Annotated in this window: 21 protein-coding genes and 1 pseudogene; 1 reads left to right on the plus strand and 21 read right to left on the minus strand. The window is 66.4% G+C overall.

Annotated features, from left to right (window positions below; all coding sequences use genetic code 11):
* Positions 1 to 62: 62 nt before the first annotated feature.
* From DQG15_RS07120 to DQG15_RS07190, 15 genes and pseudogenes are all read right to left on the minus strand, one after another.
* Entirely contained in the window at positions 63 to 1,730 is a 1,668-nt protein-coding gene (locus tag DQG15_RS07120; RefSeq protein WP_116084000.1) for a ribonuclease J, read from the minus strand.
* The gene (locus tag DQG15_RS07125; protein WP_116084002.1) at positions 1,727 to 2,515 is read right to left on the minus strand and encodes a type III pantothenate kinase; all 789 of its coding nucleotides are present in this window, start codon (positions 2,513 to 2,515) and stop codon (positions 1,727 to 1,729) included. The genes DQG15_RS07120 and DQG15_RS07125 overlap by 4 nt, the downstream gene beginning before the upstream one ends.
* Complete coding sequence (locus DQG15_RS07130) at positions 2,499 to 3,287, minus strand: biotin--[acetyl-CoA-carboxylase] ligase (RefSeq protein ID WP_255415116.1); 789 nt, start codon at positions 3,285 to 3,287, stop codon at positions 2,499 to 2,501. The genes DQG15_RS07125 and DQG15_RS07130 overlap by 17 nt, the downstream gene beginning before the upstream one ends.
* The gene (gene nuoN, locus DQG15_RS07135) at positions 3,277 to 4,719 is read right to left on the minus strand and encodes an NADH-quinone oxidoreductase subunit NuoN (protein WP_116084003.1); all 1,443 of its coding nucleotides are present in this window, start codon (positions 4,717 to 4,719) and stop codon (positions 3,277 to 3,279) included. The genes DQG15_RS07130 and nuoN overlap by 11 nt, the downstream gene beginning before the upstream one ends.
* A 183-nt stretch (positions 4,720 to 4,902) precedes the next feature.
* A pseudogene (locus DQG15_RS07140) lies at positions 4,903 to 6,402 on the minus strand (NADH-quinone oxidoreductase subunit M); the annotation flags it as partial.
* 4 nt (positions 6,403 to 6,406) lie between these two features.
* Positions 6,407 to 8,611: an NADH-quinone oxidoreductase subunit L gene (gene nuoL / locus DQG15_RS07145; protein WP_116084006.1), complete on the minus strand. Its 2,205-nt coding sequence runs from the start codon at positions 8,609 to 8,611 to the stop codon at positions 6,407 to 6,409.
* Positions 8,612 to 8,615: 4 nt separating this feature from the next.
* Positions 8,616 to 8,921 carry an NADH-quinone oxidoreductase subunit NuoK gene (gene nuoK / locus DQG15_RS07150; protein ID WP_116084008.1) on the minus strand — a complete coding sequence of 102 codons (306 nt, stop codon included), beginning with the start codon at positions 8,919 to 8,921 and terminating at the stop codon, positions 8,616 to 8,618.
* Positions 8,922 to 9,078: 157 nt separating this feature from the next.
* Positions 9,079 to 9,696 (minus strand): NADH-quinone oxidoreductase subunit J, encoded by a 618-nt coding sequence (locus tag DQG15_RS07155; protein WP_116084010.1) that lies wholly within the window; start codon positions 9,694 to 9,696, stop codon positions 9,079 to 9,081.
* Between the two features lie 3 nt (positions 9,697 to 9,699).
* Positions 9,700 to 10,107, minus strand: coding sequence for a carboxymuconolactone decarboxylase family protein (locus DQG15_RS07160; RefSeq protein WP_116084699.1), 408 nt, complete (start codon positions 10,105 to 10,107; stop codon positions 9,700 to 9,702).
* Between the two features lie 37 nt (positions 10,108 to 10,144).
* The gene (nuoI, locus tag DQG15_RS07165; RefSeq protein WP_116084012.1) at positions 10,145 to 10,639 is read right to left on the minus strand and encodes an NADH-quinone oxidoreductase subunit NuoI; all 495 of its coding nucleotides are present in this window, start codon (positions 10,637 to 10,639) and stop codon (positions 10,145 to 10,147) included.
* Positions 10,640 to 10,658: 19 nt separating this feature from the next.
* Entirely contained in the window at positions 10,659 to 11,078 is a 420-nt protein-coding gene (locus DQG15_RS07170) for a hypothetical protein (protein WP_116084013.1), read from the minus strand.
* A 3-nt stretch (positions 11,079 to 11,081) separates the two neighbouring features.
* Positions 11,082 to 12,119, minus strand: coding sequence for an NADH-quinone oxidoreductase subunit NuoH (nuoH, locus tag DQG15_RS07175; protein WP_116084015.1), 1,038 nt, complete (start codon positions 12,117 to 12,119; stop codon positions 11,082 to 11,084).
* Between the two features lie 8 nt (positions 12,120 to 12,127).
* Positions 12,128 to 12,559, minus strand: a complete 432-nt coding sequence (locus DQG15_RS07180) for a hypothetical protein (protein WP_116084016.1) — start codon at positions 12,557 to 12,559, stop codon at positions 12,128 to 12,130.
* Positions 12,556 to 14,580, minus strand: a complete 2,025-nt coding sequence (gene nuoG, locus DQG15_RS07185) for an NADH-quinone oxidoreductase subunit NuoG (RefSeq protein WP_116084018.1) — start codon at positions 14,578 to 14,580, stop codon at positions 12,556 to 12,558. The genes DQG15_RS07180 and nuoG overlap by 4 nt, the downstream gene beginning before the upstream one ends.
* A gap of 251 nt (positions 14,581 to 14,831) precedes the next feature.
* Entirely contained in the window at positions 14,832 to 15,227 is a 396-nt protein-coding gene (locus tag DQG15_RS07190) for a DUF5333 domain-containing protein (RefSeq protein ID WP_116084020.1), read from the minus strand.
* 183 nt (positions 15,228 to 15,410) lie between these two features.
* Between DQG15_RS07190 and DQG15_RS18145 the strand changes: the two genes are divergently transcribed.
* Positions 15,411 to 15,575 (plus strand): hypothetical protein, encoded by a 165-nt coding sequence (locus DQG15_RS18145; RefSeq protein ID WP_157968930.1) that lies wholly within the window; start codon positions 15,411 to 15,413, stop codon positions 15,573 to 15,575.
* Between the two features lie 113 nt (positions 15,576 to 15,688).
* On the opposite strand, the gene nuoF is transcribed toward DQG15_RS18145, so the two are convergent.
* The 6 genes from nuoF to DQG15_RS07220 all read right to left on the minus strand — a co-directional run bounded on the left by nuoF (position 15,689) and on the right by DQG15_RS07220 (position 21,626).
* Entirely contained in the window at positions 15,689 to 16,984 is a 1,296-nt protein-coding gene (gene nuoF, locus DQG15_RS07195) for an NADH-quinone oxidoreductase subunit NuoF (protein ID WP_116084022.1), read from the minus strand.
* Positions 16,985 to 17,021: 37 nt separating this feature from the next.
* Entirely contained in the window at positions 17,022 to 17,258 is a 237-nt protein-coding gene (locus tag DQG15_RS07200) for a DUF5337 family protein (RefSeq protein ID WP_116084024.1), read from the minus strand.
* Positions 17,255 to 18,154, minus strand: coding sequence for a hypothetical protein (locus tag DQG15_RS07205; RefSeq protein ID WP_116084025.1), 900 nt, complete (start codon positions 18,152 to 18,154; stop codon positions 17,255 to 17,257). The genes DQG15_RS07200 and DQG15_RS07205 overlap by 4 nt, the downstream gene beginning before the upstream one ends.
* Positions 18,155 to 18,212: 58 nt before the next feature.
* Entirely contained in the window at positions 18,213 to 19,661 is a 1,449-nt protein-coding gene (locus DQG15_RS07210) for an NADH-quinone oxidoreductase subunit E (protein ID WP_116084027.1), read from the minus strand.
* Between the two features lie 69 nt (positions 19,662 to 19,730).
* A complete protein-coding gene (locus DQG15_RS07215) occupies positions 19,731 to 20,945 on the minus strand; it encodes an NADH-quinone oxidoreductase subunit D (protein WP_116084028.1) in 1,215 nt (404 codons plus the stop codon).
* Between the two features lie 72 nt (positions 20,946 to 21,017).
* Complete coding sequence (locus DQG15_RS07220; RefSeq protein ID WP_116084030.1) at positions 21,018 to 21,626, minus strand: NADH-quinone oxidoreductase subunit C; 609 nt, start codon at positions 21,624 to 21,626, stop codon at positions 21,018 to 21,020.
* Positions 21,627 to 21,631: the final 5 nt, after the last annotated feature.

A 21,631-nucleotide genomic window follows, 5' to 3' on the forward strand; every position in this document is an offset into this window, starting at 1 on the left:
TGCGCCTGGAGCCGGGCTTCGTGCGGCGGGGGCACATGCAGTCCCCCCGCCACGGTCTTCCTCTAGGTGAGGCGCGACACCACGACGATCACTTCAGGCTTGCGGCCGATCTCCTCGGCGCAGACCTGGCGGACGGAGCGGCGGAGCAGCTCGTCGAGCTTGTCGTCGTCAATGATCGTCTTGTTTTCCGCCCGGCCAATGGCCGCCGCAGTCTGCTCTTCGATCCGCTCGACCAGCGGCGCGCCGGAGCGGCCGGTCTCGGCAAGGCCCATGATCTCGGCCCAGGGATCGCCGAGGGGGGCGTCGTTCTCGTCCAGAAGCACGGTCAGCACCACGAGGCCGTTCAGCGCCATCCGCATCCGCCCGCGGACCACGCCGTCGAGCGCCCCCACGAGGACCGACCCGTCGAGATAGGTGCGGCCGGTTTCGACATGGTCGATCACCTCCGGCGCGTCGCCCGACAGGCTCAGCATCGTGCCATTCACTGCGACGACACTCGGGATGCCCTTGGCGGACGCTACTTCGGCGTGACGCCGGAGCATGCGGTGCTCGCCGTGCATCGGAACCAGCATCGAGGGCCGCATCAGATCGTGCATCGCCTCGAGATCCGGGCGGTTTGCGTGGCCCGAGACATGGTAATCGCCGGAGCTGTCATCGACCACGTCCACACCCAGCTCGCTGAAATTGTTCATGATCTGGATGACGCCGGCCTCGTTGCCGGGGATCGTCTTGGAGGAGAAGAGGAACATGTCCCCCTCCGCCATCTTGAGGCCGAGATACTTGCCGCGGGAGAGCTGCGCGGAGGCCGCGCGGCGCTCGCCCTGGCTGCCGGTCACGATCAGCATGAGGCTCTCGCGCGGAACGTCGGTCGCTTCCTCGGCGGTGATGAAGTTCGGCAGGTCATCCACCACGCCGGTCTCGCGGGAGACGGCAACCATGCGCTGCATCGCCCGTCCGAGAAGACAGACCGAGCGGCCGGCGGCGATCCCCGCCTCGGCCAGCGTCTTCACCCGCGCGACGTTGGACGCGAAGGTAGTTGCGACCACCATCCCGCTGGCGCCCGCGACGAGCTCGCGGATATTGGGCCCCACGGTCGCCTCGGAGCGGCCCGGGTGGGTGTTGTGGATGTTGGTGCTGTCGCAGACCAAAGCCTTGATGCCGTCCTTGGCGACGCTGCGCCACAATTCGGGATCGAAGGCCTCGCCGACCACGGGGGAGCCGTCGAGCTTGAAGTCCCCGGTATGGACGACGCGGCCGGCCGGCGTGTCGATCACCAGTGCGGAGCTTTCGGGGATGGAGTGGGACACCGGCAGGAAGCCGACGCGGAACGGCCCGGCCTCGACCTGAGCGGGCCAGACATCGGCGACGTTGAGCGCCGAGCTGTCGCCGCCCTGCTCTTCCAGCTTCCGGCGGGACAACGCGGCGGTGAAGATCCGCGCGTGCATCGGAACCCGAAGCTCCTTCCACAGGTGCCCCAAGGCGCCGATATGGTCCTCGTGCCCGTGGGTGAGGAAGATCGCCTCGAGCCGGTCCGCCCGCTCTTTCAGCCAAGTGATGTCCGGCAGGATGAGGTCGACGCCGGGGGTGCCGTCCATATCCGGGAAGGTCACGCCGAGATCGACGAGGATGAGGCGCTCCTCTCCCTCGCGTCCCCAGCCGTAGACATAGGCATTCATGCCGACTTCACCCGAACCGCCGAGCGGCAGGTAGATCAATCTCTCGGTCTTCATGGTGCGGGGTGAACTCCGTTCTTATGGTTATACGAATGGATCACGGTCAGGCCGTGAATGGTCAGATCATCTTCAAACATGTCGAACAGCGTGTCGCCCTGCTGGAAGAGCGGCGCAAGGCCTCCGGTGGAAATCACTTTCATCGGGCGTCCGTATTCCGACTTTATGCGGGCGCAGATCCCGGAAATCAGCCCGACATAGCCCCAGAACACACCGGACTGCATGCAGTCCACCGTATTCCGTCCGATAACCTGCGGCGGCATGGTCACGTCCACGTGGGGCAGCGCGGCAGCCGCGACGTGCAGCGCCTCGAGGGAGAGGTTCACGCCCGGCGCGATGACACCGCCGACATAGGCGCCATCCTCGGCCACCACGTCGAAATTCGTGGCCGTGCCGAAATCGACGACGATCAGGTCCCCGCCGTGGCGGTCCCAGGCTCCGGCGGCATTAGCAAGCCGGTCGGGGCCGACACGGGTCCCGGCATCGACCCTCGGCTCGATCGGCAGTGCGCAATCGGGCTTCCCGACCACGCGCGGGCGGCAGGAGAAGTAGCGGTCGGAGAAGACCCTGAGATTGAACACCACGCGCGGCACCGTCGAGGAGACGATCACCGCGTCGATGTCGATCGGGATGCCGCGATGTTCCATCAGGGTGGAGAACCAGACGTAGTACTGATCCGCCGTCCGCTGATGCTCGGTGGAGGTCCGGAAGGTGGCCACGATCTCAGCGCCGTTCCAGACGGCGAAGACGGTATTCGTGTTGCCGCAGTCAACGCAGAGAAGCATTCGGGATCTCAGGTTTGGCGAAGTGGATATCGGCCGCAGGCAGGGTGATCAGCCCTTCCTCGGTGGCGAGACATAGCGCGCCGGTGACGTCGATCCCCTCGAAGCGGCCGGTCAGTGTCTCCGTACCGGTCCGGGCGTGGATCGTTTGACCAAGCCGCGCGGCGCGGGCCAGCCAGGCGGACCGGATCGGCGCAAAACCCTCCGATGTGAGGGTGTCTTCCCGCGCAGCAAAGGCATCGCCCAGAAGAGTCAGGGCCTCCTCCGGCGGAACGAGGTGTCCGGTTTCGCCCACGAGGGAAACTGGACGCACGGCCCCCTCCTCGACCTCCGACGCGTCCGGCGCCGCGGCGAGATTGATGCCGACGCCGATCATGAGAAGCCCCGTCAGATGCCCCTTCGCCGTGGATTCCAGCAGAATGCCGGCCACCTTGCCGCCGTTCAGCAGGACGTCATTCGGCCATTTGAGGGAGAGGGCCGCGGGCCGCCCGGTGATCGCTGTCAGCGCGTCATCGAGCGCAAGAGCCGCGGTGAACGAGCGCAGCGCGGCCTCGGGAGCCGGGCGATCGAGCGGAAGCGCCAACGTGGCGGCGAAGTTGCCCTCCGGCATCCGCCACGCCCGGCCCCGTCGCCCCCGAGCGCCAGTTTGGCGCTTGGCCAGAACCCAGAGCGGCCGGGTCAGATCCCCTGCCCGCTCCCGCGCCGCGTCCATCGTGCTGGAGACCTCCTCCAGCACGCACGTGTCGTAGCCCCGGCCGATGCCGTCAGGGAACAAGCGTCAAGGCCGCACTGGCCGCAGCGCCTTCGATCCCGAAGAGGTTGACGATGCCGACCACCATGATCGCGGCGGATCCCATCAGGACGAGCCAGTGCGTCATGTTCATGGCGCCGTCGATCCGCGGCGTGTCCTCGGACCCGAAATACATCATGAAGACGATCCGGAGGTAGTAGTACGCGCCGATGACGGAGGCGATACCGGCGAGGAGCGCCAGCCACCACAGGCCCGCATCCACGGCCGCCGCGAAGGTCGCGAACTTGCCGAAGAAGCCGAGAAGCGGCGGAACGCCGGCCAGAGAGAACATCAGGATGAGCAGCGCGAAGGCCTTCAGCGGCTCCTTGCGGGAGAGCATCGAGAGTCCGTCGATCCGGGTGACGTGACGCCCCTCCCGCTCCATCGACAGGATGAACGCGAACGCGCCGAGGTTCATGGTGACGTAGATCGCCATGTAGATCAGCATGGACTGGACGCCCTGCACCGTGCCCGCAGAGAGACCGACGAGCGCGAAGCCCATATGAGCGATGGAGGAATAGGCCATCAGTCGCTTGATGTCGGTCTGACCGATCGCGGCGATCGAGCCGAGGAACATCGAGATCACGGCAAGGAAGGCGGTGATCTGCTGCCAGTCATCGACCACTGAGCCGAACGCGCCGTAGGTCACGCGGGCAAGAAGCGCCATGGCGGCGACCTTGGGCGCAGTCGCGAAGAAGGCCGTGATCGCGGTGGGCGAGCCCTCGTAGACGTCCGGCGTCCACATGTGGAACGGCGCGGCGGAAATCTTGAACGCGAGACCCGCGAGCAGGAAGACGAGGCCGAGAAGAAGCCCGATGCCGATATCCTGCCCCGCGGCGGCGGCAAGGACGATCCCCTCGAAGGAGGTCGTGCCGGCATAGCCGTAGGTCAGCGACGCGCCGTAGAGAAGCATCCCCGAAGAGAGCGCACCCAGGACGAAGTACTTCAGGCCCGCTTCGGTGGAGCGGATGCTGTCGCGCCGCAGCGAGGCGACGACGTAAAGCGCAAGCGACTGAAGCTCGAGGCCCATGTAGAGAACGATGAGGTCACCGGCGGAGACCATCACCATCATGCCGACCGTCGCGAGCGTGATCAGGACGGGATACTCGAAGCGGAGCAGATCCCGCGCGGCCATGTAGGTGCGGCTCATGAGCAGCACGATCGCGGCAGACAGCAGGATCGTCACCTTGGCGAAGCGGGAGAACCCGTCATCGATGAACATCCCGTCGAACGCGAGCCGGGTCCCGTCTTCAGACAGCAGGATCCAGACCGCGACGGCGGCGAACACGGCGGAGGTGACCCAGACCAGCGTCGGAGCAACCTCGTCCTTGCCGGTGTAGACACAGGCGATAAGAGCCAGCATCGCGTAGACCGCGAGGAAGATCTCGGGGAGGAGCGTGGCGTAATCGGCGGACATGAGGGCTTAGTCTCCCTGTTCGTTGGCCACTGGGGCCTCTGGCTCGGCTTCGGCCTCGGCGGAGCCGTCGTCCGCAGCGGTCTCGGGCTCGGCACCGGCGTCTTCATCGATCTCGGGCGCAGTCTCGGCGGGGCCCGCAGCCATTTCGGCGGTCGCGACCTGCTCGGGCGCGGCCTCGTCCAGGGCGAGCTGGTAGCCGTCCACGAGCTCCTCGACGGAGGGGCCGATGATGTCGGTCACGAGCGGCGGATAGACGCCAAGCAGCAGCGTCATCACAACGAGCGGGGCGAACAGCACCTTCTCACGGCCGGACATGTCGGTGATCGTCCGCAGGCTCTCCTTGATCAGGTCGCCGAAGACGACCCGGCGGTAAAGCCAGAGCGCGTAGGCCGCCGAGAGGATCACGCCGGTTGTCGCGAGAACGGCGATCACCGTGCTCACCTGATAGATCCCGACCAGCGTCAGGAACTCGCCGATGAACCCGCTCGTCCCCGGCAGGCCGACATTGGCCATGGTGAAGAACAGGAAGATCAGGGCGTAGGCCGGCATCCGGTTCACGAGCCCGCCATAAGCGTCGATCTCGCGAGTGTGGATGCGGTCGTAGACCACGCCGACGCAGAGGAAGAGCGCGCCCGAGATGAAGCCGTGGGAGATCATCTGGAAGATCGCCCCGTCGACGCCCTGCTGGTTCGCCGTGAAGATCCCCATGGTCACGTATCCCATGTGGGCGACCGAGGAGTAGGCGATCAGCTTCTTCATGTCGGACTGCGCCAGGGCCACGAGCGAGGCGTAGATGATGGCGATGACCGACAGCCAGAACACGAGCGGAGCCAGAAGGTCCGAGGCCACCGGGAACATCGGCAGGCTGAACCGCAGGAAGCCGTAGCCGCCCATCTTCAGAAGGATCGCGGCGAGGACGACGGAGCCCGCGGTCGGGGCCTGAACGTGCGCATCGGGAAGCCAGGTGTGCACCGGCCACATCGGCATCTTCACCGCGAAGGAGGCGAAGAAAGCGAGCCAGAGCATCGTCTGCAGACCGCCCACGACCTGTATCCCGAGGAGGCTGAACGTCTCGGATCCGAAGTTGTGCGTCAGCAGGACGGCCATGTCGGTGGTGCCCGCATCGGCATACATCGCGATCATCGCGACCAGCATCAGGATGGAGCCAAAGAAGGTGTAGAGGAAGAACTTGAACGCGGCATAGATGCGGTTCACCCCGCCCCAGATGCCGATGATCAGGAACATCGGGATGAGGCCCGCCTCGAAGAAGAGGTAGAAGAGAACCAGATCAAGCGCGCAGAAGACGCCGAGCATCAGGCTTTCGAGCGCCAGGAAGGCGATCATGTATTCCTTCACCCGCGTCTCGACGTTCCAGCAGGCGCCGATGACGATGGGCATCAGGAAGGTCGTGAGCATGACGAAGAGGATCGAGATGCCGTCGACGCCCATCTTGTAGCGCAGGCCGAGAAGCCAGTCCCGGTCCTCGACGAACTGGAAGTCCGGATTGGACGGGTCGAATCCGGCAAGCAGCAGGAGCGAGACAAGGAACGTCGCGAGCGACGCGATCAGCGCAAGCCAGCGGGCATTCCGCCGGGCTGCCGGATCGTCGCCCCTCAGGAACAGCGCCAGGATGATCGCTGCCACGAGGGGCAGGAAGGTGATGATGGAGAGAAGGTTCGTCATCGGATCAGCGCCCCGCGATCAGCGTCCAGGTCACGAGGATCAGCACCCCGATCACCATGGCGAAGGCATAGTGGAAGAGATAGCCGCTCTGGGCCCGCCCCGCGAGGCGGCTGAAGAACGGCACGATCCCGAGCGCGAGCCCGTTGATCCCGCCGTCGATCATCGTCCCGTCACCGCGTCGCCAGAGGAACCGGCCGAGGCCGCGCGCAGGCGTCACGAAGAGCGTGTTGTAGACCTCGTCGAAGTACCACTTGTTGTAGAGGAAGGCATGGAGGTGCCGCTGGTTGCTCGCAAGACTCCGCGGCAGCGACGTGTCGCGGATGTAGAACAGCCAGGCCACCACCAGCCCGAGGAGCATGGCGACGAAGGGACTGACCTTCACCCAGATCGGCGCGGCATGCGCATCCTCGAGGACGTGGTTCTCCGGGCCGAAGTAGAGCGCCCCGTCGCCGGGATTGCCGCCGAAGGCGACGTGGTGCTCGCCCTCCTCGGCATGTCCGCCCTCGGTCTCGACAAGAGCGTCACCCGCCTGGTCAAGATCGCCTTCGCCGGCTTGCCCGGCGGCCGCGACGACGCCTTCGCCGTGCTCTTCCGCCGCTTCCTCGCTCGGCGTTCCGGCGGCATGGCCCTCTTCGGCCTCCGCGTGCGCCTCACCGGCCTCGTGCTGCTCGGCGAGCGGGATGTCGTAGAAGCGGGCGACCTGATCGGCATGGCCGAAGAAGCTGCCGTACCAGATCATCCCGGCGAAGATCGCCCCGAGGGACAGGACGCCCAAGGGGATCAGCATGACCTTGCCGCTCTCGTGGGCGTGCTCGTGCGTGTGCTTGTCGCCGCGCGGCTCGCCGAAGAACGTCATGAAGATCAGGCGCCATGAGTAGAACGAGGTGAACGCGGCCGAGATGACCAGCATCCAGAAGCCGTAATAGCCGACGCCCGTGCCTGCACCCCAGGCGCTCTCGATGATCGCATCCTTGGAGAGGAAGCCGGCGAAGCCGATATGGGTGAGCGGAATGCCGACACCGGTGATCGCCAGCGTCCCAATCATCATCGCCCAGAACGTGTAGGGCATCTTCTTCCGCAGGCCACCGTAGTTCCGCATGTCCTGCTCGTGGTGCATTCCGTGGATGACGGAGCCCGCCCCGAGGAACAGCATCGCCTTGAAGAAGGCGTGGGTGAACAGGTGGAACATCGCCGCCGAGTACATGCCGACGCCGGCCGCCACGAACATGTAGCCAAGCTGCGAGCAGGTCGAATAGGCGATGACGCGCTTGATGTCGTTCTGCACGAGGCCGACCGTCGCCGCGAAGAAGGCGGTCGTCGCGGACAGGACGACGACGAAGGCGGTGGCGCCAGGCGCGAATTCCATCAGCGGCGACATCCGGCAGACGAGGAACACCCCCGCGGTCACCATCGTCGCGGCGTGGATCAGCGCGGAGACCGGCGTCGGACCTTCCATCGCGTCCGGCAGCCAGGTGTGCAGGATGAGCTGGGCCGACTTGCCCATGGCGCCGATGAAGAGAAGGAGTGCCGTCAGCTCGGCCGCGTTCACGTCGAACCACAGGAACGGGATCGTCATCTGCGCGATCTCGGGGGCTGCGGCGAAGATGTCATCGAACTGGATCGAATCGACGAGGAAGAACAGCGCGAAGATCCCGAGCGCGAAGCCGAAATCGCCGACGCGGTTGACGATGAACGCCTTCATCGCGGCGGCCCCGGCACTTTCCTTGCGGTAGTAGAAGCCGATCAGCAGGTATGAGGCGACGCCGACGCCCTCCCAGCCGAAGAACATCTGCGCGAGGTTGTTCGACGTGACCAGCGCGAGCATCGCGAAGGTGAAGAAGGAGAGATAGGCGAAGAAGCGGGCCTTGTAGTGCTCGCCCGGCCGGAAGTTCTCGTCATGCGCCATGTAGCCGAAGCTGTAGAGGTGCACGAGGCTGGAGACGGTGGTGATGACCACCAGCATGATCGCCGTCAGCCGGTCGAGGCGGATGGACCAGTCGGCGACGAGGCTGCCCGAATCCATCCAGCGCATGATCTGGATCTGCTGCGCCGGACCGTCGACGCTGAAGAACACGATCCACGACAGAAGAGCGCAGAGGAACAGGAGCCCGGTCGTGAGCACCATGCCGGCCTGCTCGCCGATCACGCGCCAGCCGAAGCCGCAGATGATCGCGCCGATCAGGGGGGCGAAGAGGATGATCGTGGTCATCGCGTCAGCCCTTCATGTTGTTGACGTCTTCGACCGCGATCGTGCCGCGGTTGCGGAAGAAGCAGACGAGAATTGCAAGGCCGATCGCTGCCTCGGCGGCCGCGACGGTCAGGACGAAGAGCGTGAAGACCTGCCCCACAACGTCCCCGAGATAGGCCGAGAAAGCGACGAGGTTGATGTTCACGGCAAGCAGCATCAGCTCGATCGACATGAGCACGATGATGACGTTCTTGCGGTTCACGAAGATGCCGAAGATGCCGATGACGAACAAAGCCGCCGCCACGGTCAGGTAGTGTTCAAGTCCGACCATCTGTCCCTTCCCCCATGTCTTGACGCACAGGTCTCAGCGAAATCCGAATCCGAAGACGAGGATGAGCACGATGACCGCAGCAGCGATCAGTGTAGTATTGCGGCTCATGCCGATCTCCTTCCGGCCGCGCCATGCGACCATGGTGCCGGGCGCGGGCTCACAGCCCCTGCCCCGGCTTGACGTCCTTGAGTTCCATCGCCTTGGCCGGATCGCGGTACATCTGCGCAAGAACGTTCTGGCGCTTGACGTCCGTACGGTGACGCAGCGTCAGGACGATGGCCCCGATCATCGCTACGAGCAGGATCAGGCCCGCCAGTTGGAAGAGCAGGATATACTGGTCGTAGACGACGAGGCCGAGCGCACTGATGTTCTCGGGCTGCCCCTCGATCATGGCCGCGCCCGGCCGGGCCAAAACGGTCACGCCATCGGCCGTGCTCCACGCGCCGAAGACCAGGACGAGCTGCATCAGCAGGATCACGACGACCAGCGAGGCCAAGGGCACGTAGCGCGTCAGTTCGGCCCTGAGTTCGGCGAAATCGACGTCGAGCATCATCACGACGAAGAGGAAAAGCACCGCCACGGCGCCGACATAGACGACGACGAGCAGCATCGCGATGAACTCTGCCCCGAGGAGCACGAACATCGCCGCCGAGGACAGAAATGCGAGAATGAGCCACAGCACCGAATGGACCGGGTTGCGCCCGACCACGGTGAACAACGCCGCCATGATGACGATGAAAGCGAAGGCATAGAATGCCAGATCCGCGATGGTCATGCGTCAGCCGTCCTTCTTCGTCTCTTCGAACACGCCCTGCGCGAGCTGCATCGCCCGGCTCATGGCCGGAACGCCACCGAACACCACCATCTGCCCGATCACCTCGGCGACCTCTCTGGGGGTCGCGCCGGCCTCCAGTGCATGACGCACGGTGAGGCGGATCTGGGGTTCGGCGGTCGCTCCCTGCGCCACAAGCGCGGCGAGCGCAAGGAAAAGTCTCGTCTTGGCGTCGAGGCCCTGCGGGTTCATCCCCTGACCGAACCACATCTCCATCGCGTCGCGTGGCATGGTGGGCCAGAGGGCCTCGAAACCGTCGGGGGAAAACCCCTCGAGCGCAGGATTGAGGGAGCGCGCCCAGTCCTGGCTGGCGCGCATCATCGCCTCGAACGGGTTCTTCGGTCCCTCGCTCATCGGCATGCCCCGATCGTATCGCGCCCCTGCCCCGACATCAGCGGTAGGGTGCGTCCAGCTCGAGGTTCCGGGCAATCTCCGCTTCCCAGCGGTCCCCGTTCTCCAGGAGCTTGGCCTTGTCGTAGTAGAGCTCCTCGCGGGTCTCCGTCGCGAACTCGAAATTCGGCCCCTCGACGATGGCATCGACCGGGCAGGCTTCCTGGCAGAAACCGCAATAGATGCACTTCGTCATGTCGATGTCGTAGCGCGTCGTCCGGCGGGAGCCGTCCTGGCGAGGTTCGGCGTCGATGGTGATCGCCTGAGCGGGACAGATCGCCTCGCAGAGCTTGCAGGCAATGCAGCGCTCTTCGCCGTTCGGGTACCGCCGGAGCGCGTGCTCGCCGCGGAAGCGGGGCGACAGGTGCCCCTTCTCGTGCGGATAGTTCACCGTCATCTTCGGCGCAAAGAAGTACCTGAGCCCCAGGCTGAGGCCCTTGAACATGTCGGCAAGCAGGAAATACTTGCCTGCTCTCTGCCAATCCATCGCGGTCATCTTGGGTTCGACCTCCGGGTCACTTGGGTCCCAGTTTGAAATCTGCCTTGAGGCCCTTCACGGGCCCCGTCCCCGCTTCCGGGCTGTCCGTCTCTCCGAGCAGGATGCGGCGCATCATGCGCAGCGCGCCAGCATACTCGTCCACCGAGAGCGATGCCGGCGTTGCGCCGCCGGCAGTGTGGTGCTCGAGGTAGAGACGCATGTCCGTCCCCATCTCGCTCGCCTCCTCGGCCGGCATCGGCGGGAAGGGATCGTACTCGGCGCGCGGCGCGGCAAGCCAGACCTGAACCGCCTGCGCCAGCCGGGTATCGTCCAGCGCCGCCGCGTCGTCACCGCCGAGCTCGGCGATCACCGCCTTACGGAACGTAGCGCCTTCCTGGTGCAGCTCCCGCGGGGACAGCCCCGCCAGCCAGCCGCCCAGATCCGAGGCGTAGGACATGCCTCAGCCCCCCACCGCGTAGCGTGCCCAGAAGCCGCCCAGCACCTCGAACTTGGCGAGGAACGCGATCAGGACGACCCAGATCAGCGACAGCGGAAGGAAGACCTTCCAGCCGATGCGCATCAGCTGGTCGTAGCGGTAGCGCGGCACCACGGCCTTCACCATGGCGAAGAGGAAGAAGAAGAAGGCCATCTTCGCCACGAGCCAGAGCGCGCCATCCGGCAGGCCCGGGATCGGGGAGAGCCAGCCGCCGAAGAACAGCAGCGAGTTCACGGCGCAGAGCAGGAAGATGGCGATATACTCACCGGCCATGAAGAGCAGGAACGGCGTCGAGGAATATTCGACCTGGTAGCCCGCGACGAGTTCCGACTCGGCCTCGGGAAGGTCGAACGGCGCCCGGTTCGTCTCGGCGAGGCAGGAGATGAAGAAAAGCGCGACCATCGGCAGGTGCGGCAGCCAGAACCAGTTCAGGAGGCCGAACGCCCCGTCCTGCGCGCGGACGATATCGTTGAAGTTCAGCGAGCCCGCCGAGATCACGACGCCGATGATGATGAGACCGAGCGAGACCTCGTAGGAGATCATCTGGGCGGCGGAGCGGAGGCTGCCGAGGAACGGGTACTTCGAGTTCGACGCCCATCCGCCCATGATCACGCCGTAGACCTCGAGCGAGGAGACGGCGAACAGGAACAGGACGGCGACGTTGATGTCCGCCAGCACCCAGTGCTCGTTGAAGGGAATCACCGCCCAGGCGACCATCGCGAGGACGAAGGACAGAAGCGGCGCGAGCAGGAAGATCGCCTTGTCCGCGCCCGCCGGAATGACGACCTCCTTGAGGACGTATTTCAGCGCGTCGGCCACCGATTGCAGAAGCCCGAAGGCGCCCACAACGTTCGGGCCGCGCCGCATCTGGACCGCGGCCCAGATCTTACGGTCCCCGTAAACGAGGAACAGCAGCGAGATCATCACGAAACCGAGGAGCAGAACCCCGTAGAGCGTGATGAGCAGCGCGCTGCCTGCCGTGGTTTGGATGAAGGTACCCATTCCCTACCTCAGATCGTCGGTATGCCCCGTTCGTCGCAATCCTGGACCGTCACCTCGGCGTCGATCCTCAGAATGCCCTCCGGTAGCGCTGGCGAGACCGTGTAAACCGCATCCGCGCGCCAAACGCCACCCTCTTCCGCAACCCTTGTCCTGACGTGACGGGCAAACCCGTACCCCCGGATCAGGGTATATCGTGCTGCGGCGCAGCGGGCGTAGTCGTCCACGTCCGCCGCGTCCCGCGCGCCCCGCATCTCCACGACGAAAAGAACGAGGTCGTCGCCCAGGAGCCGCGTCCGTACGCCGTCGTATATGCCGCCCGGCGGCGCGGCGGAGCGAACCGCCGCGGGCGCCTCCGTCTCTTCGGAGGTCCCGGTCCCCCCGGCCCCGCAGGCCGCGAGGCCGAGAAGCGCGAGTCCCGCGAGACCCCGGCGGAGACTCACTCCGCCGCGAGCCGCTCGCCGTTGCCGGCACGTTCCTTCGCCGCCGCTGACAGCTCCGCCATCAGCGCGCTCGCCCGCGCAACGGGATTGGTCAGGTAGAAATCCTTGACCGGGGATGCGAACGCCCCTGATCCCAGCTTGCCCGCAGTCGCCGGCGCGTCGCTCTCAAGCTCGGCGCGCTCGTCGATCCGCTTGAGATGCGCATGGGCGGAGACGAGGCGCTGGCGAAGCTGCGCAAGGCTGTCCCACGGCTGCACCGATCCCAGCTCGGCGGAGAGGGCCCTGAGGATCGCCCAGTTCTCCTTCGCCTCGCCCGGCGCGAAGCCGGCCCGGAAAGCGAGCTGCGGGCGGCCTTCGGTGTTCACGAAGAGGCCGTTCTCCTCGGTCCACGCAGCACTGGGGAGAATCACGTCCGCCCTGTGAGCACCGCGGTCGCCGTGGCTGCCCTGGTAGATCACGAACGGTCCCTCGGCGATCTCCACCTCGTCCGCGCCGAGGTTGTAGATCACGTCCGCGCCGTCCATCGCGGCCCCGATGCCGCCTTCGGACACGGCACCGACATCGAGCGCCCCCACGCGGGAAGCGGCGGTGTGCAGAACGAGAAGTCCCGCGCCCGCCTTATCGGCAAGCTGGCGCAGGGTCGCCATGACGGCCGCGCCGTCCTCGCCCTGCAAGGCACCCTGCCCCACCACGATGACGGACGGGCCTTCGGGGAACGAGTCGCGCCCGGCCAGCTTCGTGAGCGCCGAACGGTCCGTGCCCAGATGATCGTACTCGTAGGTCAGCTCGGCCGCCTCGCCGATCGCGGAGACGGACCCGCCCGCAAGCCACGCCTTGCGGATGCGCGCGTTCAGGACGGGCGCTTCGGCGGCGGGGTTGGTGCCGACGAGAAGGATGTTCTGCGCCGTATCGAGGTCTTCGATCGCGGCGGTGCCGACGTAAGAGCCACGATCCGCCGCATCGAGCTTCGCGCCGTCGGTCCGGCACTCCACCGTACCGCCCTGCCCCTCGATCAGCTGCTTGAGCGAGAAGGCCGCCTCGACGGGCGCGAGATCGCCCACGAGACCGACCGGCTTCTTCGCCCCTTTCAGCGCGTCCGACACGGCGGCGAGCGCCTCGGGCCAAGTGGCGGGACGCAGCTTGCCGTCCTGCCGCAGGTAGGGCCGGTCAAGGCGCTGGCGGCGCAGGCCGTCGAAGACGAAGCGGGTCTTGTCCGAGATCCACTCCTCGTTGATCCAGTCATTGTTCCGAGGCAGGATCCGCATGACCTCGCGGCCCTTGGTGTCCACCCGGATGTTGGAGCCGAGCGCGTCCATCACGTCGATGGTCTCGGTCTTGGTCAGCTCCCAGGGGCGGGCGGTGAAGGCGTAGGGCTTGGAGACCAGCGCGCCCACGGGGCACAGGTCGATGATGTTGCCCTGAAGGTTCGAGCCGAGCGTCTCGCCGAGATAGGAGGTGATCTCCGCATCCTCGCCGCGCCCGGTCTGGCCCATCTGCGTGATGCCGGCGACCTCGGTGGTGAACCGCACGCAGCGGGTGCAGGAGATGCAGCGCGTCATGTGCGTCTCGACGAGGGGGCCGAGATTCAGGTCCTCGGTCGCGCGCTTTGGCTCGCGGTAGCGGGAGAAATCGACACCGTAGGCCATCGCCTGGTCCTGCAGGTCGCACTCCCCGCCCTGGTCGCAGATCGGGCAGTCGAGCGGGTGGTTGATGAGCAGGAACTCCATCACCCCCTCGCGGGCCTTCTTCACCATCGGGGAATTGGTCTTCACCTGCGGCGGCGCGCCGTCCTTGCCAGGGCGAAGGTCCCGGACCTGCATGGCGCAGGATGCGGCGGGCTTCGGCGGACCGCCCACGACCTCCACGAGGCACATCCGGCAGTTGCCCGCGATGGATAGCCGCTCGTGATAGCAGAAGCGCGGGATCTCGATCCCTGCCTGCTCGCAGGCCTGAATGAGGGTCATGGCCGGATCGACTTCGATCTCGGCGTCGTCGATGATGATCTTGCGAAGATCGGACATTGGGACTGGCCTCTCGCTCGTCTGCCGGGGCGGTCCGCGTGATCGCGCACGGCCCCCGCCGTCAGCAGGTTCTACCGCGGGATGCCCCAAGGCGCCAGCGGGAGCAAGGGGGTCGAGACCGATGGGAGCGCTCCGGGCGTCATCGTGTCGCTGATGTGAGGAGAGTTAACGCAAGGTCGAAGGCCGGCGGGAGGCGGCGTTACCGGATCGGACCACCTCCCGCATGATGTCGCGCCCGCCCCGGCCCCGCTTTAGCGAAGCAGCCGGCCGATGGCGCTACCGGCCGCGATCTCGGCGCGGGCGACCTTGCAGTAGCTCTCCCGGTCCCCCTCCACGGCGCCCTTCGCTGCGAGTTCGGCGCGGGCTTCCGCCTCGAGACGTTTCTTGTCCTTCTTGCTGTCGACATAGGCGTCGATCTCGCTCTGCGAGTAGCCACGATCCTTCGCCATCTGCTCGAGCTGCCTGAGATAGTTTATGCCGCGAAGCAGACGTGCATTGACGCTCGGGCACTTGTCACTGAGCTCGACGGCGGTCGCGGTGGCCTTGAGGCCGGCGTTGATGTCCGTCTCGCCCCTCAGGCCCTGGGCATGGGCGCCCGTCGCGGCGGCGGACAGAAGGAGGAGGGACAGGGCAGTGGAGCGAAGCATGGGCGCCTTCCGGAAATGGTGGTCTTTGACGACAACAGCTGACCGCGACACCCCGGCTATGCAATAACCGGCCCCCGTTCCCCGCTATCACGAACGCGACAGCCCTTGCGCCACGGGCATCGCTGGAACCGAGGCCGCACCGGCATCGTTCCATAGCTCAAAGTCATTCAATGGAGGTCCTCGATGACCCTCTACGACCTCGACCGCAACGACACCGTGAAGACCGCCCTTTTCCTCGGCGGCCTTGCCCTTGCGGGGTTCGCCCTTGCGCGATTCATCAAGGCGAGCCGCGAGGAAGAGCTCTACGCGCCGGCGATCCAGCGCCCCCGCGAGACCGCGCGCTACTGATCAGCGCCGCCGGCCGCGCGCGCGTGGACCGGACGTCGGACAGAAATGAGCCCGGGTCGCAGATGCGCCCGGGCTCTTTTCGTTGCACTATTCAGGCCGGCGAACCGCCGCGCCTACTCCGCCGCGATTGCCGGTGAGCGCCCCTTGCGCTTGTGGGCAATCCGGTCCTCGATCTCGTCCCGGAAGTGACGGATGAGGCCCTGGATCGGCCAGGCCGCCGCGTCACCGAGCGCGCAGATCGTGTGGCCCTCGACCTGCTTGGTCACGTCGAGCAGCATATCGATCTCGGCGGGCTCGGCATCGCCCGTGACCAGGCGATCCATGACCCGCATCATCCAGCCGGTTCCCTCGCGACACGGCGTGCACTGACCGCAGCTCTCGTGCTTGTAGAACTTGGACAGGCGCCAGATCGCCTTGATGACGTCGCAGGACTGATCCATGACGATCACAGCCGCCGTGCCGAGGCCGGACTTCTGCTCCCTCAGCCAGTCGAAATCCATGATCGCCTCGCGGGCCGTCGCGCCCGGCAGGAGCGGCACCGAGGCGCCGCCCGGAATCACCGCCTTGAGGTTGTCCCAGCCGCCGCGAATGCCGCCGCAATGGCGCTCGATCAGTTCCTCGAAGGAGATCGACATCTCCTCCTCGACGACGCAGGGCCGCTCGACATGCCCCGAGATCGCGAAGACCTTGGTGCCGGCGTTGTTCGGGCGGCCGAAGGAGGCGAACCACTCGCCGCCCCGGCGCAGGATCGTCGGCACGACCGCGATGCTCTCCACGTTGTTCACCGTGGTCGGGCAGCCATAGAGACCCGCCCCCGCCGGGAAGGGAGGCTTCATCCGCGGCATGCCCTTGCGGCCCTCGAGGCTTTCGAGAAGAGACGTTTCCTCGCCGCAGATATAGGCGCCAGCACCGTGGGTGAGGTAGAGGTCGAAGTCCCAGCCGGATCCCGCTGCGTTCTTGCCGAGAAGTCCCGCGTCATAGGCTTCGTCGATCGCCGCCTGAAGGGCCTCGCGCTCCCGGATGTATTCACCCCGGATGTAGATGTAGCAGTTGTTCGCCCCCATCGCGAAGGAGGCGATGAGGCAGCCCTCGATCAGCGTATGCGGATCGTGGCGCATGATCTCCCGGTCCTTGCAGGTGCCGGGTTCGGATTCGTCGGCATTGACCACGAGATAATGCGGCCGCCCGTCGCTCTCCTTCGGCATGAAGGACCACTTGAGGCCGGTCGGGAAGCCCGCACCGCCGCGGCCGCGCAGGCCGGAGGATTTCATCGTCTCAACGATCCAGTCGCGGCCCTTGCCGATCAGGTCGGCGGTATTGTCCCAGTGGCCCCGCGCCCGGGCCCCTTTGAGGGTGCGCTCGTGCATCCCGTAGAGGTTGGTGAAGATACGGTCTTCGTCCTTCAGCATCTCAGGCCTCTTTCTTCGATCGGCAGGCGGGCAAGGGTCATCCCCTGTCCCGCAGAATTTGAAACAGAACCGCCAGCGACCAGACGAACCCGGCCAGGGCGGCGAAGTAGAACAGCATCTCGTAGCGCGGCGCGAGGCCGGTGGTCGCGACGATCCAGGGCGCGAGGAGCGCGGCCAGCCCCGAGAGCGCGATCACGACACCGGCCGAGCGACGCTTGGCGAGCGACGCCCTGTCCGGCGCGGACCGATCCGCTTCCCGGCGCGGCTCCGTCATCGGCCCTCCGCCTCGCCCGGTTCGGCCCTCTTGTCCACCCCGGTCGTCTCGCCTGACGCATCGTCCTCGGCAACAAGCCGGCGCGCCTGTCCGACCCAGTCGTCCCGCGACGCGCGTCCCCGGAACGCTTCGATATGCTCGTCGACCCAGGCAACCTCGGCCGGCGTCCAGCCCGCGATCTGGTCGAGGTGATAGATGCCCTCGTCGTGCAGGATCGACTTAAGTTTCGGGCCTATGCCCTTGATGCGCAACAGATCGTCACCGCCACCCTCGCGCGGCCCGTCGAGGCGCTCCGGAGCCTTGGGAGACGCGTCAGCACTCGATCCGGCTCCACCTTCGGTGCCAGCCGGTGCCGGCGCGGGCTCGGGCGCCACGGGCTCGGAGTGTGGCTTGTTGGATGCGGGTTCGGCGGCCTGGCTCTGCGCAACCTCGAGCTCGCTCGCCTCGACATGCGCGCCCGCCTCGTCCGACGCTTCCTCGCTTGCGCTGCCGATAACGGCCCGCGGCGTGGAGCGGACTTCGGCGGCCGCACTCGTGTTGGAGCCCTGGCTCGTGGACACCGGTTCAGGCGTGCGCTCAGGGCGAGCTTCAGCTGCAGCTTCAGGCGTGGCCTCGGCATCGCGGCGCAAGGGCTCGGCCCCGCCGCTCGTTGCCGTACCATAGAGCCCGCCGGACACTCCGGGCACGCCAAGATCGCCGACCGTCTTCAGCCAGCGCCGGCCCCATAGAAGCATCCCGAAGAAGATCGCGACCATCGCGAAGATGCCGATCAGCAGCCCGCCGAGGAACCCTGCCCCGGTCGTCGCCCAGGCCACGAGGAACACGAAAAGCCCCCCCGCGGCCCCGATCCTGATCGCGCGGCGTTCGTCTTCTGGCGAGATGTTCGAGCCCAGCATCGGCGTTTACCCCCATAAGGACGCGGCCCGGGGGCCGCCTCCGGGAATTATAGCGCGGTCACGCCTCGCTGTCGCGCCCGGCGAGAAGATCGGACGCCTGTCCGGTCCAGTTCTCGCGCTCGACACGGCCGGCGAAGTTCAGGTGATCGTCGATCCAGACCATCTCCGCGGCCGTCCAGGCGGCGATCTGATCGAGATGATAGATGCCGAACGCATGGAGGCGTTTCTCGATGGTCGGGCCGATCCCGCCGATCTGCTTCAGATCGTCGGCCTTGCCGTCTCTCGGGCCGTCGAGGCGGGGCGGCTCGGATCCCTTGTTGCCCGCGTCAGTCCCGGCTGCGGCATTGCCGGCCGGCATGTCGCCCGCGACCGGGCTGTCCCCGGACGGCGCGATGGCGGGATCGTCCTGCGCCGCGCGCGGCCCGTCGCCGGAGCCCGTTCCCTCACCGCCGCCCTTGGAGCCGAGGTCTTTCGCCGGACCGGGATCGTGGTCCTCGTCAGCATCGTCCGTCTCGGGCGCTTCACCGGCGCCAGCGTGACCGGGGCTGCCGATCTCCGCGCCGGAGGGGTCGCCATGGCCGGCGGCCTCACCCGGCTCGCCCGCTTCGGGACGGGCCGCTTCGGTCGCATCAGCTTCCTGCATGGTCACGCCGGTCTCGTCGGCGGGGGTGTCGGCGGCGGGCTTCGGTCCCGGCGTTTCGCCATCATCCGGCAAGCCGCCATCGCCGAGATTGGTATCCCGAACGCCGCCGTCAGGCGCCGCGGCCTCACCCTGCGGCTGGATCTGCGAGCGGCCTCCCTTGTCCGTCCACGGCACGAGGAGCGGCACTTCGGTGCCGTCGATCCGCTTGACCGTATCTCCGATGCGGGTGGCAAGATCGACGGAGGCATTGTGCTCCACCCTGCCCTCTTCATGCGCCGTAAGGCTGGTGAGATTGCCCTTCGGCTCGGAGGAGAATCGGCCGATCTGGGAGCCGGGCGTCGGCACCTTGCCGTCCCGCAGCTCCTCGATCATCTCGCCGAATCGCTCGGCGGTCAGGTCCTCGTAGTAGTCCTTGCCGATCTGCGCCATCGGGGCGTTGGCACAGGCGCCGAGGCACTCGACCTCCTCCCAGGAGAACTTGCCGTCTTCGGACAGCATGTGCGGCCGGGGCGCGATCTTCTCCTTGCAGACCGCCATCAGGTCCTCGGCGCCGCAGATCATGCAGGACGTCGTGCCGCAGACCTGGATATGCGCCACAGACCCGGTCGGCTGGAGCTGGAACATGAAGTAGAACGTGGCGACCTCGAGCGCGCGGATCCGCGCCATGCCCAGCATGTCTGCGACATGCTCGATCGCGGGCCGGGTCAGCCAGCCTTCCTGTTCCTGTGCACGCCACAGCAGCGGAATGATCGCGCTGGCCTGGCGGCCTTCGGGAAACTTGGTGATCTGCGCTTCGGCCCAGGCGTGGTTCTCTGCCGAGAAGGCGAAGCTGTCGGGCTGTTCGGGATGGAGACGGCGGAGCATCGGGCCCTCGTATTGCTTTTTCTTCTCACGCAGGCGCGCCCCGGCAAGGCCGGGACGACGGCGTGCGCTCTAGCGGTCCACCTCGCCGAAGACGATATCGAGCGTGCCGATGATCGCCGCGACGTCGGCAAGCTGGTGCCCGCGGGACAAATGGTCCATCGCCTGCATGTGCAGGTAGCCAGGAGCGCGGATCTTGGCGCGATAGGGCCGGTTGGTCCCGTCCGCGATGAGGTAGACGCCGAACTCGCCCTTCGGCGCCTCGACGGCGGCGTAGATTTCGCCGGCGGGGACGTGGAAGCCCTCGGTGTAGAGCTTGAAGTGATGGATCAGCGCTTCCATCGACGTCTTCATGTCGCTCCGGGTGGGCGGGGAGATCTTCCCGCGCGTCATCACGGGGCCCGGCTCGGCGCGGAGCTTCTCGCAGGCCTGCTTGATGATCTTCGTCGATTCGCGCATCTCCGCCATGCGGCAGAGGTAGCGGTCGTAGCAGTCGCCGTTCTTGCCGACGGGGATCTTGAAGTCGAATTCGTCGTAGCACTCGTAGGGCTGTGCGCGGCGAAGGTCCCAGGCGAGGCCCGATCCGCGCACCATGACGCCGGACATGCCCCAGTCGAGCGCTTCCTGGCGGGACACGACCGCGATATCGGCATTGCGCTGCTTGAAGATCCGGTTGTCCGTCAGAAGGCTGTCCAGGTCATCGATGACGCTCGGGAACGTCTCAGTCCACGCCTCGATGTCGTCGATCAGCTTCGGCGTGATGTCCTGGTGGACGCCGCCGGGACGGAAATACGCGGAGTGAAGCCGTGCGCCGCAGGCCCGCTCGTAAAACGTCATCAGCGTCTCGCGCTGCTCGAAGCCCCAGAGCGGCGGCGTCAGCGCGCCTACGTCCATCGCCTGGGTCGTCACGCCGAGAAGGTGATTGAGAACGCGGCCGATCTCGCAGAACAGAACCCGGATCAGGCTCGCCCGGCGCGGCACCTCGGTACCCGTCAGACGCTCGATCGCCAGGCACCACGCATGCTCCTGGTTCATCGGGCTGACATAGTCGAGGCGATCGAAGTAGGGCAGGTTCTGCAGGTAGGTCCGGCTCTCCATCAGCTTCTCGGTGCCGCGGTGAAGCAGCCCGATATGCGCGTCGCAGCGCTCGACGATTTCGCCGTCCAGCTCGAGAACGAGCCGCAGAACCCCGTGCGCCGCGGGGTGTTGCGGGCCGAAGTTGATATTGAAGTTGCGGATCTGCTGCTCGCCGGTGAGGGCGTCTTCGAAACCTTTGGAGCCGTCCATGACGTCAAGCCTCCTGAAGGGCCGCGCGGTGCGCGGCTCGGGTCTGGTCGTGCTGGCAGGGCGCCGGACGCATCACGGCTTCTGCTCCGCCTTGTCGTCTCCGGGAAGGATGTAGTCGGCACCCTCCCACGGGCTCATGAAGTCGAACTGGCGATATTCCTGCACCAGCTTCACCGGCTCGTAGACCACCCGCTTCTGGCGATCATCGTACCGCACCTCGGTATAGCCCGTCGTCGGGAAGTCCTTACGCAGGGGGAACCCGCGGAAGCCGTAGTCGGTCAGGATGCGGCGCAGGTCCGGGTGGCCCGAGAACAGCAGGCCGAACATGTCGAAGATCTCGCGCTCGAACCAGTTGGACGCAGGGAAGACCGACACGATCGAGGGGATCATGTCATCCTCCCGGGCCGCGGCCTTGATCCGGATGCGCTGGTTCCGCGTCATCGACAGGAAGTGGTAGATCACGTCGAACCGCCGGTCCCGCGCCGGGTAATCCGCCGCGGTGATGTCCACCAGCGTGGTGAAGGCGCAGCTGGAATCGTCCCGCAGGAATTCGGTCAGGCCCCGCAGCGTCGGCAGCGAGGCGGTCAGCGTCAGTTCGCCATGGGAGACGGTCCAGCCGGAGATACAATCCGGGCGGGCCTTCTCGATATGGCTGCCGAGCTCGTTGAGGGCGTCGCTCATTGCGG

It is taken from the genome of Tropicimonas sp. IMCC34011, from assembly GCF_003390865.1.
Classification (GTDB): Bacteria; Pseudomonadota; Alphaproteobacteria; order Rhodobacterales; family Rhodobacteraceae; genus Tropicimonas_B.